This is a genomic window from Paraburkholderia sp. NMBU_R16, from assembly GCF_013282575.1.
GTDB lineage: Bacteria > Pseudomonadota > Gammaproteobacteria > Burkholderiales > Burkholderiaceae > Trinickia.
The window spans coordinates 115,665-129,896 of sequence record NZ_JAAAYE010000004.1; the positions used below are offsets into that span (position 1 = coordinate 115,665).

Consider the following 14,232-nt stretch of genomic DNA (forward strand, 5'->3'; position numbering starts at 1 on the left):
TAACTACTGATGGCTTTACTGCAAATCTCCGAACCAGGCATGGCACCGGCGCCGCATCAGCGGCGGCTCGCCGTGGGTATCGACCTCGGTACGACGAACTCTCTCGTCGCCGCGGTACGCAATGGCGTGCCCGATGCGCTGCCCGATGAGCACGGTCGCGTATTGCTGCCGTCCGTCGTTCGCTATCTCGAACGAGGCGGACGCCGTATCGGACTGAGGGCGAAGGAAGAAGCCGTCCTCGATCCGCGCAATACGATCGTTTCCGTGAAGCGCTTCATGGGACGCGGCAAGGCGGAAGTCGAAGGCGCCGAGAACGCGCCATACGATTTCGTCGAGGCGCCCGGCATGGTTCAGATCCGCACGGTTGCGGGCGTGAAGAGTCCCGTCGAGGTGTCGGCCGAGATTCTCGCGACGTTGCGTCAGCGCGCCGAGGATACGCTGGGCGACGAGCTCGTCGGAGCGGTCATCACCGTGCCCGCCTATTTCGACGAGGCGCAGCGCCAGGCAACGAAGGACGCGGCACGGCTGGCCGGGCTCAATGTGCTTCGGCTGCTCAATGAACCGACGGCCGCGGCGATTGCCTATGGCCTCGATAATGGTTCCGAAGGGTTGTACGCCGTCTACGATCTGGGCGGCGGAACCTTCGACCTCTCGGTCCTGAAGCTGACCAAGGGTGTCTTCGAGGTTCTCGCGGCGGGCGGCGATTCGGCGCTCGGCGGGGACGACTTCGACCATCTGCTCTATCGCCATGTCTTGAGCGAGGCCGGGCTGGCTCAGCAGCATTTGCCGCCCGAGGATGTCCGCCTGCTGCTCGATCGCGTGCGCGCGGCCAAGGAGGCGCTATCGACTGTCCCCGAGGTCGTGCTCGAAGCGACGCTTTCCGATGGCACGATGATCTCGATTCCCGTGACGGAAGCGGCGTTTTCGGGGCTGGTACAACCGCTCGTGCAGCGCACGCTGACGCCGACCAAAAGGGCGTTGCGCGATGCCAAGGTGTCGCCGGCCGAGATCAAAGGCGTGGTGCTGGTGGGCGGTGCAACGCGCATGCCGGTGATTCGGCGTGCCGTCGAGGCATTCTTCGGGCAACCGCCGCTGACGAATCTCGATCCCGATCAGGTCGTCGCACTCGGCGCGGCGATTCAGGCCGACCTGCTTGCGGGCAATCGCGGCGGAGACGATTGGCTGCTGCTCGATGTCATTCCGCTGTCGCTCGGTATCGAGACGATGGGCGGACTCGTCGAGAAAATCATTCCGCGCAATTCCACGATTCCGGTCGCGCGTGCGCAGGAGTTCACGACGTTCAAGGACGGCCAGACTGCGATGGCTATCCACGTCGTGCAAGGCGAGCGCGAACTCGTGTCCGATTCGCGCTCGCTCGCCCGTTTCGAGTTGCGCGGCATCCCGCCGATGGCCGCCGGTGCGGCGCGTATTCGCGTGACGTTCCAGGTCGATGCGGACGGATTGCTTTCGGTCGTGGCGCGCGAGCAGCACTCGGGCGTGGAGGCATCCATCGTCGTCAAACCGTCGTACGGCCTGGCCGATGATGAGATCGCGCGCATGCTGGAGGACAGCTTCCAATCCGCCGAAGTCGACATGCGGGCACGCGCGCTGCGGGAGGCGCAGGTCGAGGCGCAGCGGCTCATCGAAGCGACGGAGGCCGCGTTGGCCGCGGACGGCGAACTGTTGGACGCCCCGGAGCGTTCGCGCGTCGATAACGCACTCGTCCGTCTTCGCTCGGCGGCAAGCGGCGCCGACGCGAATGCGATCGAGGCGCAAACGAAAGCGCTGGCCGTGGAGACCGACGAGTTTGCCGCCCGGCGCATGAACAAGAGCATCCGCGCTGCCTTGCAAGGGCGCAAGCTCGACGAAATTTGACTGGCGGGCGGAGCATGCTCGACAGCGTGCCCGCCGCCGCACATCTTACTGACCGAACGGAATCCGTATGTCGCAAATCGTGGTGCTGCCTCATGTCGAACTGTGCCCGGAAGGGGCTGTCATAGAAGCCGAGCCGGGCAAGAGCATTTGTGCAACGCTGCTCGAAAACGGCATCGAGATCGAGCACGCTTGCGAAATGTCTTGCGCGTGTACCACTTGTCATGTGATCGTTCGAGAAGGCTTCGGAGCGCTCGAACCCTCGGAAGAGAACGAGGACGATCTGCTCGACAAGGCGTGGGGGCTGGAGCCGACATCGCGTCTTTCATGCCAGGCGATCGTGCCGCCCGGCGAGGACCTCGTGATCGAGATCCCACGTTATTCGATCAACCACGCGAAGGAAAACCACTGAGGAGGAGGGAGCAGCCATGAAGTGGACGGACACCCAGGACATCGCAATGGCCCTCACGGACAAGCATGCCGATGTGGATCCGCAATATGTGCGGTTCACCGACTTGCATCGTTGGGTCACGGAGCTCGAGGGCTTCGACGACGACCCCGAGCGTTCGAACGAAAAGATCCTCGAAGCGATTCAGCTGGCCTGGATCGAAGATGCTCAGGAGTGACCGGCGCCCGCGCGATGGCCGGCCGGTCATGAATAAAAAGGCGATCCGCCAAGCGGATCGCCTTTTTGTTTGTGGGCTCGATCGAGCCCAGGGCTGCCTTTGCGTTTAACGTGCAACGAGCGCGCCATGCTCGATCCGCACGGGTTCTCCCTGTTGGAACGGCGGTGCCTGGTGATAAGTGAAGTAGCGCGTACGTCCGTTCTCCATACGCACGCGGACTTGGTAGACGGTTGAGCTGCGCAGATGTTTTTCGACCGCGTTGCCGGCAAAACCGCCACCCACCGCCCCCAAGGCGGTCATGCCCAGGCGGCCAGTGCCACCGCCGAACTGGTTGCCGATCAAGCCGCCGGCAACGGCACCGCCGACCGCGCCGAGCCCCGTGCCGCGGCCTTCATGGCGCACGGCCGAGATCGATTCGACCGTCCCGCAGCTTGTGCACGGTGCAACCGAGCGTTGCTGCGGCGTATAGGATCGCTCTGTTTGCTGCGCTGCGTACGAAGGCTGCTGCGGGTTTCCTTGCTGCTGGGCGTACTGTTGCGGCTGTCCGTAGGGCTGTTGAGCGTACTGCGGTTGTGGCTGTGGTTGCGGTTGCTGCGCATAGGCGCTTTCAGCCGGCGGCTGGGCCGCAGACTGGTTGGGGCTGCCCGACGACTGAAGCGGCTGGGACGGCTGCCGCTGGCCGGCGTATCCGCTCGTCGCCTCGCCCGGCCGCGCACCCGGCTCGGCGGCTGCCTGCTGTTGGGTACCGCCAACGGCGGCGGGGGCGGCGGTATCCACGACGGGTTGATTGGCCACCTGGGCCGATTGGGTCTGAGCAGTCTCGCCGCCGGTGCCCGATGCTTTCGGGAATACGCCCGTGATCGCGGCGGTCGCGGCAAGACTTGCAACGATGATCGTCGCAGCCGCCGTAGCGATCAGCGGATGAAGCCGGCGCGGCGACGTGGTGGGTTCATTCATGGCGGACCTCGTCGAGACGATGCAGTGCTTGCTGTGCGCGCTTATTTAGACGCGGACAGTTTCGGCGAAAGGTCCACGGTCGACGTTTCAATTTGTAACCGCTTGCGCGGGGCGCGTTTTTCGGGGGTATAGGGCAGCCCGCCGCGGGGCAGTGCCCCCTTGCGGGGCGCAAAGGGGGCGACACCTTCCACGGCGCCCCCGCCGCGCGCTGCGCGCCGCAGCTTTTACCGACGGTTACAAAGTCGACGACGCGCGCTGCCGGTACCGACGCTCAATCCTCGCGGCGCAGGTGGGGGAACAGAATGACGTCGCGAATGCTGGGGCTATCGGTGAGCAGCATCACGAGCCGGTCGATGCCGATGCCACACCCGCCCGTCGGGGGCATGCCGTATTCGAGCGCACGGATGTAGTCGGCATCGTAGTACATCGCCTCTTCGTCGCCTGCATCCTTTTGCTCGACTTGCTTACGAAACCGCGCAGCCTGGTCCTCGGGATCGTTGAGCTCGGAAAAACCGTTCGCGATCTCGCGTCCCGTGATGAAGAGTTCGAAACGCTCCGTGATGCCCTCGATCGAATCCGATGCGCGCGCAAGTGGTGAGACTTCGACCGGGTAGTCGATGATGAACGTCGGCTCCCACAGCTGAGCTTCAGCTGTCTCTTCGAACAGCGCAAGCTGCAGGGCGCCGAGGCCGGCGTTCAGAAACATCGGTTGCGTCGTGTCGACGCCAAGGCGCTTGAGTTCAGAGCGCACGAACGCCGCATCGGCCAGTTGTGTGTCCGTGTAGTCGGGCGCGTACTTGCGGATGGCCTGGGTGATCGTCAATCGATGGAACGGCTTCGACAGATCGAGCTCGCGACCTTGGTAAGTGATCGTCGCGGTGCCGAGGGCGTCGATGGCCGTCTGACGGATCAGGCGCTCGGTGAAGTCCATGAGCCATACGTAGTCGGTGTAGGCCGCATAGAACTCCATCATCGTGAATTCGGGGTTGTGCCGCGGCGAGACCCCTTCATTGCGGAAGTTGCGGTTGATCTCGAACACGCGCTCGAAACCGCCAACGATCAGCCGCTTCAGATAGAGCTCCGGCGCGATGCGCATGAACATCTGCATATCGAGCGCATTGTGATGCGTGACGAAAGGCTTGGCCGCCGCGCCGCCCGGAATCGGATGCAGCATCGGCGTTTCGACTTCCATGAAATTCGCATCCGACATGAAGTTGCGAATCGAGGAAATCGCCTTCGTGCGTGCGACGAAGGTCTGGCGTGCCTCGGGCGTCACGATCAGGTCGACATAGCGCTGCCGGTAGCGCATTTCCTGATCGGCGAGACCATGGAACTTGTCGGGCAGTGGCCGCAGCGCCTTCGACAGCAGCCGCAATTCAGTGCATCGGACCGACAGCTCGCCCTTGTTCGTCCGGAAGAGCACACCGCGCGCCGCGGCGATGTCGCCGAGATCCCATTTCTTGAATGCGTCGTAGGTCTCGGCGCCGACATCGGCGGGTGTCACGAAGAACTGAATCTGACCCGAACCGTCCTGGACCGTGGCGAAGCTCGCCTTGCCCATGACGCGTTTGAGCAGCATGCGGCCGGCGACGGCCACTTGCAGCGCCGTGGCCTCGAGCGCGTCCTTGTCCGCATCGGCGTAATCGGCCTGCAAATCGCCCGCCTGGTGCGTCGGACGGAAGTCGTTCGGATAGGCTACGCCCGCCGCGCGCAGCGCATGCAGTTTCTCGCGGCGCTCGGCGATGATCTTGTTTTCGTCGACGCTGGCGTCCTGGCTCGAAAGGGTCGGTTCGGTCATGATTCTCTACTGTGGGGGAGGGCGGCGCCCGTCGCGGGGTCGCCCGGTGCCGGCTGTCGCGCGTCCGGCATAACACGATTCGGCGCTTACACGCCTTGCTTCAGGCTCGCGCTGATGAACGCATCGAGATCGCCGTCGAGCACGCTTTTCGTATTGCTGATTTCGACATTGGTGCGCAGATCTTTGATACGGCTGTTGTCGAGCACGTAGGAACGAATCTGGTGACCCCAGCCTACGTCCGTCTTGCTCGATTCGAGCTTGTCCTGCTCCGCCTGGCGCTTGCGCATTTCCGCTTCGTACAGGCGCGATTTCAGCATCGCCATGGCTTCGGCGCGGTTGCGGTGTTGCGAACGGTCGTTCTGGCACTGCACGACGATGCCCGACGGCAAGTGCGTGATACGCACGGCGGAATCGGTCTTGTTGATGTGCTGACCGCCCGCGCCCGATGCGCGGTAGGTATCGATCCGCAGATCGGCCGGATTGATGTCGACTTCGATCGAATCGTCGATTTCGGGATAGACGAACACTGACGAGAACGACGTATGACGGCCGCCCGACGAATCGAACGGCGACTTGCGCACGAGGCGATGCACGCCCGTTTCGGTGCGCAGGAAACCGTACGCGTATTCGCCCTCGACCTTGATCGTCGCGCTCTTGATGCCTGCAACGTCGCCTTCCGACTCTTCGAGCACTTCGGCCTTGAAGCCCTTGCGTTCGCAGTAGCGCAAGTATTGACGCATCAGCATCGACGCCCAGTCGCACGCCTCGGTGCCGCCCGCGCCCGCTTGAATGTCGATGAACGCGTTGTTCGGATCGGCCGGGTTCGAGAACATCCGGCGGAATTCCATGTCGGCGACGCGCTGCTCGATCTTGGCGACATCGCTCTCGACGCCGACGAGCGTGTCTTCATCGTCTTCTTCGCGCGCCATGTCGAAGAGATCCTTCGTGTCGCGCAGGTCGTTGTCGAGCGCGCTCAGCACCTCGACGACGCCTTCGAGCAGCTTTTTTTCCTTGCCGAGTGCCTGGGCGTGCTTCGAGTCGTTCCAGACGTTCGGGTCTTCGAGTTCCTTGTTGACTTCGATCAGCCGTACAGCCTTGGCGTCGTAGTCAAAGATACCCCCGTAGCTCGCCTGCGCGGCGGCGCAGGTCGGCGAGAGAGCTCTCGATGGCATTCAGGCGTTCCGCTTCCATGTCGATCTGCTTTTGCGTCGTCAAAAGGGGAAATTATAGCCGATCGGCGTCAACCGCTTCGCACCGTCTCGAGCGCATTTCGCCGTCGAAAGGATCATGGCTCGCTGCTCGGCACGAGCTGCGGCGTTTCACTGGAAGCCCCACGCGGCGCGTCAGCGAACCGACGATCGCGGCGATGCGCACCGAACATCGTCAGCGTCACGCCGAGCCTAAACTGCCTCACGACGATCGTTTCATCGATGAGCGCGAAAGCAAAGAACCCGAGCAGCGTGCCCGCGACGAGTGTGGGCGCGTGGCGAAACGCCTCCGGCATGAGCAGGCTCAACCAAAGAAAAATGTTCGGCGAAGTTTGCAACAGATGAATGTCGCGTGCGACGGCCGGCTCAATCGTCCGCGCACTCAAGCGCTCCTGGATGAGCACGTACAGCGCGCTGCCGATGCGGCTCGCTCCGAACAGGATGAACGGCAGCAGCAAGGCGACCCACGCGTGCCAGCTATTCGAATGCAGTGCGGCGGCGACGAGCGGCCCGCCCGAGCGAAGCGCTACCAGAAAGGCGAGGAATACCATCGCGAGGGAACCGGTCCAGCCCCAGTTCGTACTGAGCCTGCCCGCGGCAATCGGGCGAGCGTACCGCCAGCTCTGCGCGAAAAGCGAGGGCAGCGCGAGCGCGACGACCAGCACCACGAAGAACCGCTGCAGCGCACGCACGTCGCCGACCACTTGATGATGCCCCACGAAGAGCACGAGCAGGATGACAGGTAGCACGATCGAGAGCACGAGCGTGTAGCGCGCGGCGAAAAAATAGTCGCCGCCGCGCGCCAACGAGAACGTGGGCACGGAAAGCGCGGGCGGCACGATGAGCAACAATCCGGCCAGATGAAGCCACTCGCTGCGAAAGCAGCTGAGCAAAACGCACGCGCCGGCCACGCGCGCGGAACTCATGACCGCGAGCGCCACATTCTCCGGACCGCCGCTCGCGCGCAGCGATCGAGGCTCGATTCGCAGCGCGAGAAAAAACGCATTCAGTGCGAGCAGTGCCACGATAGCCGCGCTGCTCCACGCGTGCGGCAAGGTCATGCCAAAAAACGAAAACACGAAACCGGCGAGCGCGGCGGCGAGCATCCATTGCAGCAGGTAAATCTCGACGTGTTCGCCGATATAGTTGAGCGTCGACGAACTGCGTGCCGTCATGGATTTCAGATCGTCCCACGAGAGCGGACGTGAATTCGGCAACCGGAAGTCGATGTAGTCTTCGGTCGGCAAGCCTGAAGCAATCAGCGCGAAGATCTCCACGACATACTTGTGCGCGACGACGAGCACGTTCTTGCCTTGCCGGTCGAGCGGTGCGAGGACGTCGTCGTAGTAGGCCTTGCAACGACTGAACAGATCCATCCAATGCTCGCCTTGCGGCGGCGCGCCATCCGGGTGGTGAAAGCAGAAGTCGTAGAGCCTGTGTCCGATCGACTTTTTGATCAGCGTCTTGTTCTTGCCTGCGAAGATTCCGAAGTCGCGCTCGATCAGCATCTCACTGTGCACGATGCGCGGCGCGCCGCCGGCACCTTCGAGAATAATGGTGGCCGTTGCCTGAGCACGCTCGAGCGTCGATATGTGCACTTCATCGAACGTCAGCCCGAGGCGGCGAACGTAGCGCGCGGCCTGCTGCGCTTGCCGGCGGCCGAGCGACGTCAATGGCGAATTCTTCGATCCCGCGAAGTAGTTCTGCTCGTTGGCGAGCGATTCCCCGTGGCGCACAAAATACAGCGTCATTGCAGTCATCTCCCTTTTCGCGATCGGCCAGCCGCGACAGGCTGTGACGACGATGGCCGTCGCGAGTCGAACATCCGAGGCGCATGGCCCCGTTTGCACGTAGGTGACGTTGCAGCGCAAAAAAGTTGCGGCTTCGGGGAATCAGTTGCGTTCGGTGGAGGTGGGCATCGGGCATCCCGATGCGAATGGCGCAACCAGTCGAGCCGTCAGCCGGCCTCCCGGCCGACCGCATGTTCGACGAAAAGCTGCACGCGCGCGACACCGTTCCAACTATCGCAGGCGAGCCGATATGCGATATGTGCGCGCGCCGGAAGCAGGTCCGTGTGATTGAACCAGATCGCTTGGAATCGCTGACGCCCGCGCATCAGTTGCAGCTTCAGGTGCTTGTCCTTCACGAGCGCCTGCGAGACCACGTCGAAATCGCCCGAGAACGTCGGCGCCGGAAAACCTTGACCCCAGACGGCCGCGTCGAGCATTTCCACGATCTGCGGTGTGAAATAGGCGTCTTCGAGATCGCCGTCCGTGAAAACGACGCGAGCCAGGACATCCTCGCTGAGCCATTCGCGTCCTACTTTTTCGAACGCCGCTGCAAAGCGCGGCACATCGGCCGCCGCAAGCGTGACGCCGGCCGCCATCGCATGACCGCCGAACTTCGCGAGGAGGCCCGGCTCGCGTTTGGCCATCAAATCGAGCGCATCGCGCAAATGGAAGCCCTGGATCGAGCGGCCCGAACCTTTGGCGACGAGACCCTGCTCGTCGGCGGGCGCGAATGTGAACGCCGGCCGGTGGAACTTCTCCTTGAGCCGGCTCGCGACGATTCCGATCACACCCTGGTGCCACGCCGGATTGAAGAGCGTGATCGTCGTCGTGCCCGATGGATCGACCCCGGCGAGATCGGCCAGCGCCTGCTCCTGCATGCCGGCTTCGATCTCGCGCCGCTCGCGGTTCATCGCGTCGAGCTGCTGGGCAAGCTCCCAGGCGCGCCCGACATCGTCGGTGATCAGGCACTCGATGCCGAGCGACATGTCGGAGAGCCGGCCCGCCGCGTTCAGACGCGGCCCGAGTGCAAAGCCGAGGTCGAAGCCGGATGCATTGCGGGAATCGCGTCCGGCGGCTCGGAAAAGCGCCGCCACGCCGGGCTGCATGCGGCCGCGCCGGATACGCGCGAGGCCCTGCGCGACGAGGACCCGATTGTTGCCGTCGAGCTTGACGACATCGGCGACCGTACCCAGTGCGACGAGATCGAGCAGCCCGTCGAGCCGCGGCTCGGTCACGCCGGGCGCTTCGAACGCCCCGCGTTCGCGCAACAGCGCTCGCAGCGCGAGCAATACATAGAACATGACGCCGACGCCGGCGATACATTTGCTCGGAAACGTGCAGCCCGGCTGATTGGGATTGACGATGGCGCGCGCGTCCGGCAAGACCTCGCCCGGCAAGTGGTGATCGGTGATCAGCACCTCGATGCCGCGAGCGCGGGCTGCGGCCACCCCGTCGACGCTCGCGATGCCGTTGTCCACCGTGATCAGCAGGTTGGGCGAGCGCGCCGCTGCCAACTCGACGATCTCGGGCGTCAGCCCGTAGCCGTATTCGAACCGATTGGGCACGAGATAGTCGATCGTCGCGCCGAACATACGGAGACCGCGCACCGCCACCGCGCATGCCGTCGCGCCGTCGCAGTCATAGTCGGCGACGACGAGCAGGCGACGCTTGGCGGCAATCGCATCGGCGAGCAGCACGGCAGCGTCGCTGGCGCCCTTCAGGGCGACCGGCGGGACGAGCCGGGTGAAGGCCGTTTCGATTTCTTCCGGCAGGCACACGCCTCGGGCAGCGTATAGACGCGCCAACACAGGGTGCAGGCCTCGGCTGATCAGCGCAGCAACGTCTGCGGGCGAGGGCGCGCGCTTCACGATTCGGGTCATGGCAAGTCGGGAAAGATCGGAAACGGTGATGTCGCGGGCAGCGTGCTCGGTGCCCGATATGAGCGGCACGTCATTCGAACAGCGAAGCGAGTACGCGTCGACGCCAGAACCGGCGCAAGTCGCCGCGCCCGGCGGCAAGCGTCACCGATGCCGTATCGCCGCACAGCGTCAAGACCAGTGAGCCGATGTCTCCGCCTTCCAGCGCCGCGAGCGCAGGCGCGAACCATGCCTGCTCGAGTTCGGTGAGCGCGTGACTCCAACCGGGCCAGTCCTGGGCGATGAAGGGTGCCGCGAACGCTTCGAGTTCGACGAGCGTGGCGCCGCCGCCCGCCAGGCCGGCTGCCGCCGGATTGGCGGCGGCCGGCAGCCGCTCGTACGAGGAGGGCGGCGCGCTCGCCGCGACGCCGGCGGCCAGCGCCAGGCCGCGCGTGGCGGCCGCGTTGGAAAACACGCGTGCGAACGGACTGCGCACGCTTTGGCGGGCACCTTGCGCGTGTAGCCAGAGCGAGTTGATCGCGGGCAGGCCACGTGCCTCGCGTGCTTCGTTGATCGGATGTTCGAACCACGCCATCTGGACTTCGTTCTGGAGCTTCATCCAGGCACGCGAGCGTTGTCCCGTGCGGGCGTCGTGCGGCAGCCAGATTTCGACGCTGCGCCCGCTCGCCCGCAGCGGCGAGGCGCCGGCCAGAGAGCCCAGCGCCTCGCCGCTCACATACCAGCGGCCGGGACGTGGCGCCTCGATGCGGATTCCAAGCTCTTCGACGAGCGGCCTCGCAATGTCGAAAAGCGCGAAGGCCTCTTCGTCCTGGAGCTCGAGCGATGCCGGATCGAGCAATATGAGATGGTCGTGCGCCACGCGCAGGTGGACGGGTTCGACACAGGCCCAGACCGCTTCGCCCGGATCCGCACCATCCGCCAGCATCATATAGGGCGCGAGCGGCGCCTCGTCGGCGGCGCTCGATGCGGCAGCGTCGGCGAGCGCGCCGAACTGGCGCGCCACCCAGCGCTCGTGCGGCAGCGTGCGCTGAAAATCTTCGCCCGCCACGCGCTCGACGAGCGTGGCGCGTGCGAGCAGTTTGTCGAGGGCCGGCGCGCGCAGCGAATGCAGCTCGCTTGGTGCGTCGGCGGCCGTCGGCAACGCGAACGGCAAGAGCAGATGAAGACGGTTGGCGTGCATGATGGGGGGCATTGTATGGCAAACTGCGCCCTTGATCGGCAGTGCGCGCGTTGCGGCACGTCCATTGCGTCGCATGCGATGCCGATGCGCAACGGATTTAAGGACTCGCTTGAAACTCCCTTACGAATGGCAAATCGGCTGGCGCTACACGCGCGCCGGCAAACGTACGACGGGCAACGGTTTCATCTCGTTCATCGCGCTGGTGTCCATGTCGGGCATCGCGCTCGGGGTCGCCGCACTGATCGTCGTGCTTTCGGTCATGAACGGCTTTCAGAAGGAAGTGCGCGACCGGATGCTCTCGGTGCTCGCGCACGTGCAGATTTTTTCTCCGAACGGTGCGATGCCCGATTGGCAGTTGACGGCCCAAGAAGCACGCCGCAATCCGGAGGTGATCGGCGCGGCGCCCTATGTCGATGCGCAGGCACTGCTCACGCGCGGCGACGCGGTGAGCGGCGTGGCGCTGCGCGGCGTCGAGCCTTCGCTCGAGCCCCAGGTATCGGACATCGGCAAGGAAATGAAAGCGGGACGCCTCACGGATCTTGCCCCCGGCCAGTTCAATATCGTGCTCGGCGCCGATCTGGCCGACGGGCTCGGCGTGACGGTCGGCGACAAGATCACACTCGTCGCGCCCGAAGGATCGATCACGCCGGCCGGCATGTTGCCGCGGCTCAAGCAGTTCACCGTAGCGGGCGTATTCCAGTCAGGGCACTACGAATACGACAGCTCGCTCGCGCTCGTGAACATCCGCGATGCCGAGGCGCTGTTCCGGCTCACGGCGCCGACCGGTGTCAGGCTGCGCCTGAAGGACATGCAGCAGGCACCGCGTGTGGCGCACGAGCTCGCGCGCAGCTTGTCGGGCGAGTTGTACATTCGCGATTGGACGCAGCAGAACAAGACGTGGTTCTCGGCGGTGAAGATCGAAAAGCGGATGATGTTCATCATTCTGACGCTCATCATCGCGGTCGCGGCGTTCAATCTCGTATCGTCGCTCGTCATGACCGTCACGAACAAGCAGGCCGATATCGCAATATTGCGCACGCTCGGCGCGCAGCCGGGCTCGATCATGAAGATCTTCGTCGTGCAGGGCATGACGATCGGCTTCGTGGGTACGGCGACCGGCGTGGCGCTCGGTACGCTCATCGCCTGGAGCATCCCGTGGCTCGTGCCGATGATCGAGCATCTGCTCGGCGTGCAGTTTTTGCCCCCGTCCGTCTATTTCATCAGCGAGCTGCCGTCCGAGCTCGTACCTGCGGACGTGATCCGGATCGGCGTGATTGCATTCGTGCTGTCGTCGCTCGCTACGCTCTATCCGAGCTGGCGCGGCGCGAAGGTTCGGCCCGCGGAGGCGCTGCGCTATGAGTGAGCTCATGATCGGTCGAGGCGCATCGACAATTCCGGCCGTTGCGGCGCAATGCGTGCTCGAAGCAACCGGAATCTCGAAAACGTTCGTGCAAGGCGGCTTGAATGTCCCGGTGCTCACGGGCGCGAATCTATCGGTGCGACGCGGCGAGAAACTCGCGATCGTCGGCGCCTCGGGCTCCGGCAAGAGCACGCTGCTGCACGTGCTGGGCGGGCTCGACGAGCCGAGCGCCGGGCACGTGTCGCTGCTCGGCAAGCCCTTCACGCAATTGGCGGAGCGCGAGCGCAACGACTTGCGCAACCGCGCCCTGGGCTTCGTCTATCAGTTCCATCACCTGTTGCCCGAATTCAGCGCGCTCGACAACGTCGCGATGCCGCTTCGCATTCGCCGGCTCGCGAGCGCCGACGCAAGGCGCGAAGCGATGCGCATGCTGGAACGCGTCGGGCTCGCGCATCGGGCACAACACCGACCCGGCGAGCTTTCGGGCGGCGAGCGTCAGCGCGTCGCGATCGCGCGCGCGCTCGTCACCGAGCCGGCCTGCGTCCTGGCGGACGAGCCGACCGGCAATCTGGACGGGGGCACGGCCGATACGGTCTTCAACCTGATGCTCGAGCTCTCGGAGAAGCTCGAAACGAGCTTCGTCATCGTCACGCACGATCACGATCTCGCGGCGCGCTGCGATCGCACGCTGCGGCTGCGCGACGGCGTGCTGCACGAAGATCCACCGGTGCCCGTCTGAACCGGGCGTCATCGATATCGCGGCCCGCTCGTCATGTGGATCGATACGCACTGTCATCTCGACGCCGCCGAATTCGACGCCGACCGCGAGGCGGTAGCGGGGGCGGCGCGCGACGCGGGCGTCTCGCGGATCGTGATTCCGGCAGTGGCCGCAGGCAATTTCGAAACCGTGCGGCTGCTCGCCCGGCAAGTCCCCGGCGGTGCCTACGCGCTCGGAATTCATCCTTTGTTCACGCGACATGCGCGCGAGGACGATCTTGTCACGCTGCGGCGGGAGATCGAAGCGAGCCTTGAAGATCCATGCTTCGTCGGCATCGGTGAAATCGGCCTCGATTACTTCGTGCCGGAGCTCGACGACGCGCGCCAGCGGTTTTTCTACGATGCGCAGCTGCGGCTCGCGCGCGAGTTCGATCTACCCGTCATTTGCCACGTGCGCAAATCGCAGGACCTCGTACTGAAAGGGCTGCGCCGCAGTGGCGTGAAGTGCGGCATCGCGCATGCCTTCAACGGCAGCTTTCAGCAGGCACACGCCTTCATCGAGCAAGGCATGCGCCTCGGATTCGGCGGCAACGTCACCTTCGAGCGGGCGCGCCAGATTCGCCGGCTCGCCACCGAGCTGCCGCTCGAAGCCATCGTCGTCGAAACCGACGCGCCCGATATCGCGCCCGCGTGGCGCTACAAAGGACGCAATACGCCGGATCAGACCGCGCGCATCGGCGCGGTCGTCGCCGAGTTGCGTGGCCTCGACATCGACCGATTGGCCTTAGGCACGACGGCCAACGCTTACGCCGCATTGCCTCGGCTCGAACCGCGCCATCCATAATCG

12 protein-coding genes are annotated in these 14,232 nt (G+C 64.5%); 6 read left to right on the forward strand and 6 right to left on the reverse strand.

From position 1 onward, the window contains the following. The first annotated feature begins 9 nt into the window (after positions 1–9). The 3 genes from hscA to iscX all read left to right on the forward strand — a co-directional run bounded on the left by hscA (position 10) and on the right by iscX (position 2,498). Positions 10–1,875: a Fe-S protein assembly chaperone HscA gene (gene hscA / locus GWC77_RS03240; RefSeq protein ID WP_173255429.1), complete on the forward strand. Its 1,866-nt coding sequence runs from the start codon at positions 10–12 to the stop codon at positions 1,873–1,875. Between the two features lie 67 nt (positions 1,876–1,942). Then, positions 1,943–2,284 (forward strand): ISC system 2Fe-2S type ferredoxin, encoded by a 342-nt coding sequence (fdx, locus tag GWC77_RS03245; protein ID WP_173255430.1) that lies wholly within the window; start codon positions 1,943–1,945, stop codon positions 2,282–2,284. A gap of 16 nt (positions 2,285–2,300) precedes the next feature. After that, positions 2,301–2,498, forward strand: a complete 198-nt coding sequence (gene iscX, locus GWC77_RS03250; RefSeq protein ID WP_173255431.1) for a Fe-S cluster assembly protein IscX — start codon at positions 2,301–2,303, stop codon at positions 2,496–2,498. 105 nt (positions 2,499–2,603) lie between these two features. On the opposite strand, the gene GWC77_RS03255 is transcribed toward iscX, so the two are convergent. The 6 genes from GWC77_RS03255 to GWC77_RS03280 form a co-directional block, all read right to left on the reverse strand. Continuing rightward, positions 2,604–3,455: a glycine zipper 2TM domain-containing protein gene (locus GWC77_RS03255; RefSeq protein WP_173255432.1), complete on the reverse strand. Its 852-nt coding sequence runs from the start codon at positions 3,453–3,455 to the stop codon at positions 2,604–2,606. Positions 3,456–3,726: 271 nt separating this feature from the next. Beyond that, positions 3,727–5,253 (reverse strand): lysine--tRNA ligase, encoded by a 1,527-nt coding sequence (gene lysS, locus GWC77_RS03260; RefSeq protein ID WP_173255433.1) that lies wholly within the window; start codon positions 5,251–5,253, stop codon positions 3,727–3,729. A gap of 86 nt (positions 5,254–5,339) precedes the next feature. Continuing rightward, positions 5,340–6,444, reverse strand: a protein-coding gene (gene prfB / locus GWC77_RS03265) for a peptide chain release factor 2 (RefSeq protein WP_173255434.1) whose coding sequence is annotated in 2 segments (ribosomal slippage) — positions 5,340–6,362 and positions 6,364–6,444 — 1,104 coding nt in all. Because the reading frame shifts where the segments join, the coding sequence is not laid out codon by codon here. Positions 6,445–6,538: 94 nt separating this feature from the next. Then, a complete protein-coding gene (locus GWC77_RS29110; RefSeq protein WP_217283152.1) occupies positions 6,539–8,212 on the reverse strand; it encodes a histidine phosphatase family protein in 1,674 nt (557 codons plus the stop codon). Positions 8,213–8,418: 206 nt separating this feature from the next. Next, positions 8,419–10,131 (reverse strand): single-stranded-DNA-specific exonuclease RecJ, encoded by a 1,713-nt coding sequence (gene recJ, locus GWC77_RS03275; RefSeq protein ID WP_173255435.1) that lies wholly within the window; start codon positions 10,129–10,131, stop codon positions 8,419–8,421. A 70-nt stretch (positions 10,132–10,201) separates the two neighbouring features. Then, a complete protein-coding gene (locus GWC77_RS03280; protein WP_173255436.1) occupies positions 10,202–11,320 on the reverse strand; it encodes a regulator in 1,119 nt (372 codons plus the stop codon). Positions 11,321–11,417: 97 nt separating this feature from the next. On the opposite strand from GWC77_RS03280, the gene GWC77_RS03285 reads away from it, so the two are divergent. The 3 genes from GWC77_RS03285 to GWC77_RS03295 are packed head-to-tail and all read left to right on the forward strand — an operon-like array spanning position 11,418 to position 14,229. Next, on the forward strand, positions 11,418–12,671 hold the full coding sequence (locus GWC77_RS03285; protein ID WP_173255437.1) for a lipoprotein-releasing ABC transporter permease subunit: 1,254 nt from the start codon (positions 11,418–11,420) through the stop codon (positions 12,669–12,671). After that, positions 12,664–13,407, forward strand: a complete 744-nt coding sequence (gene lolD / locus GWC77_RS03290; RefSeq protein WP_173255438.1) for a lipoprotein-releasing ABC transporter ATP-binding protein LolD — start codon at positions 12,664–12,666, stop codon at positions 13,405–13,407. The genes GWC77_RS03285 and lolD overlap by 8 nt, the downstream gene beginning before the upstream one ends. A 33-nt stretch (positions 13,408–13,440) precedes the next feature. Continuing rightward, on the forward strand, positions 13,441–14,229 hold the full coding sequence (locus GWC77_RS03295; RefSeq protein WP_173255439.1) for a TatD family hydrolase: 789 nt from the start codon (positions 13,441–13,443) through the stop codon (positions 14,227–14,229). The last annotated feature ends 3 nt before the right edge of the window (positions 14,230–14,232 follow it).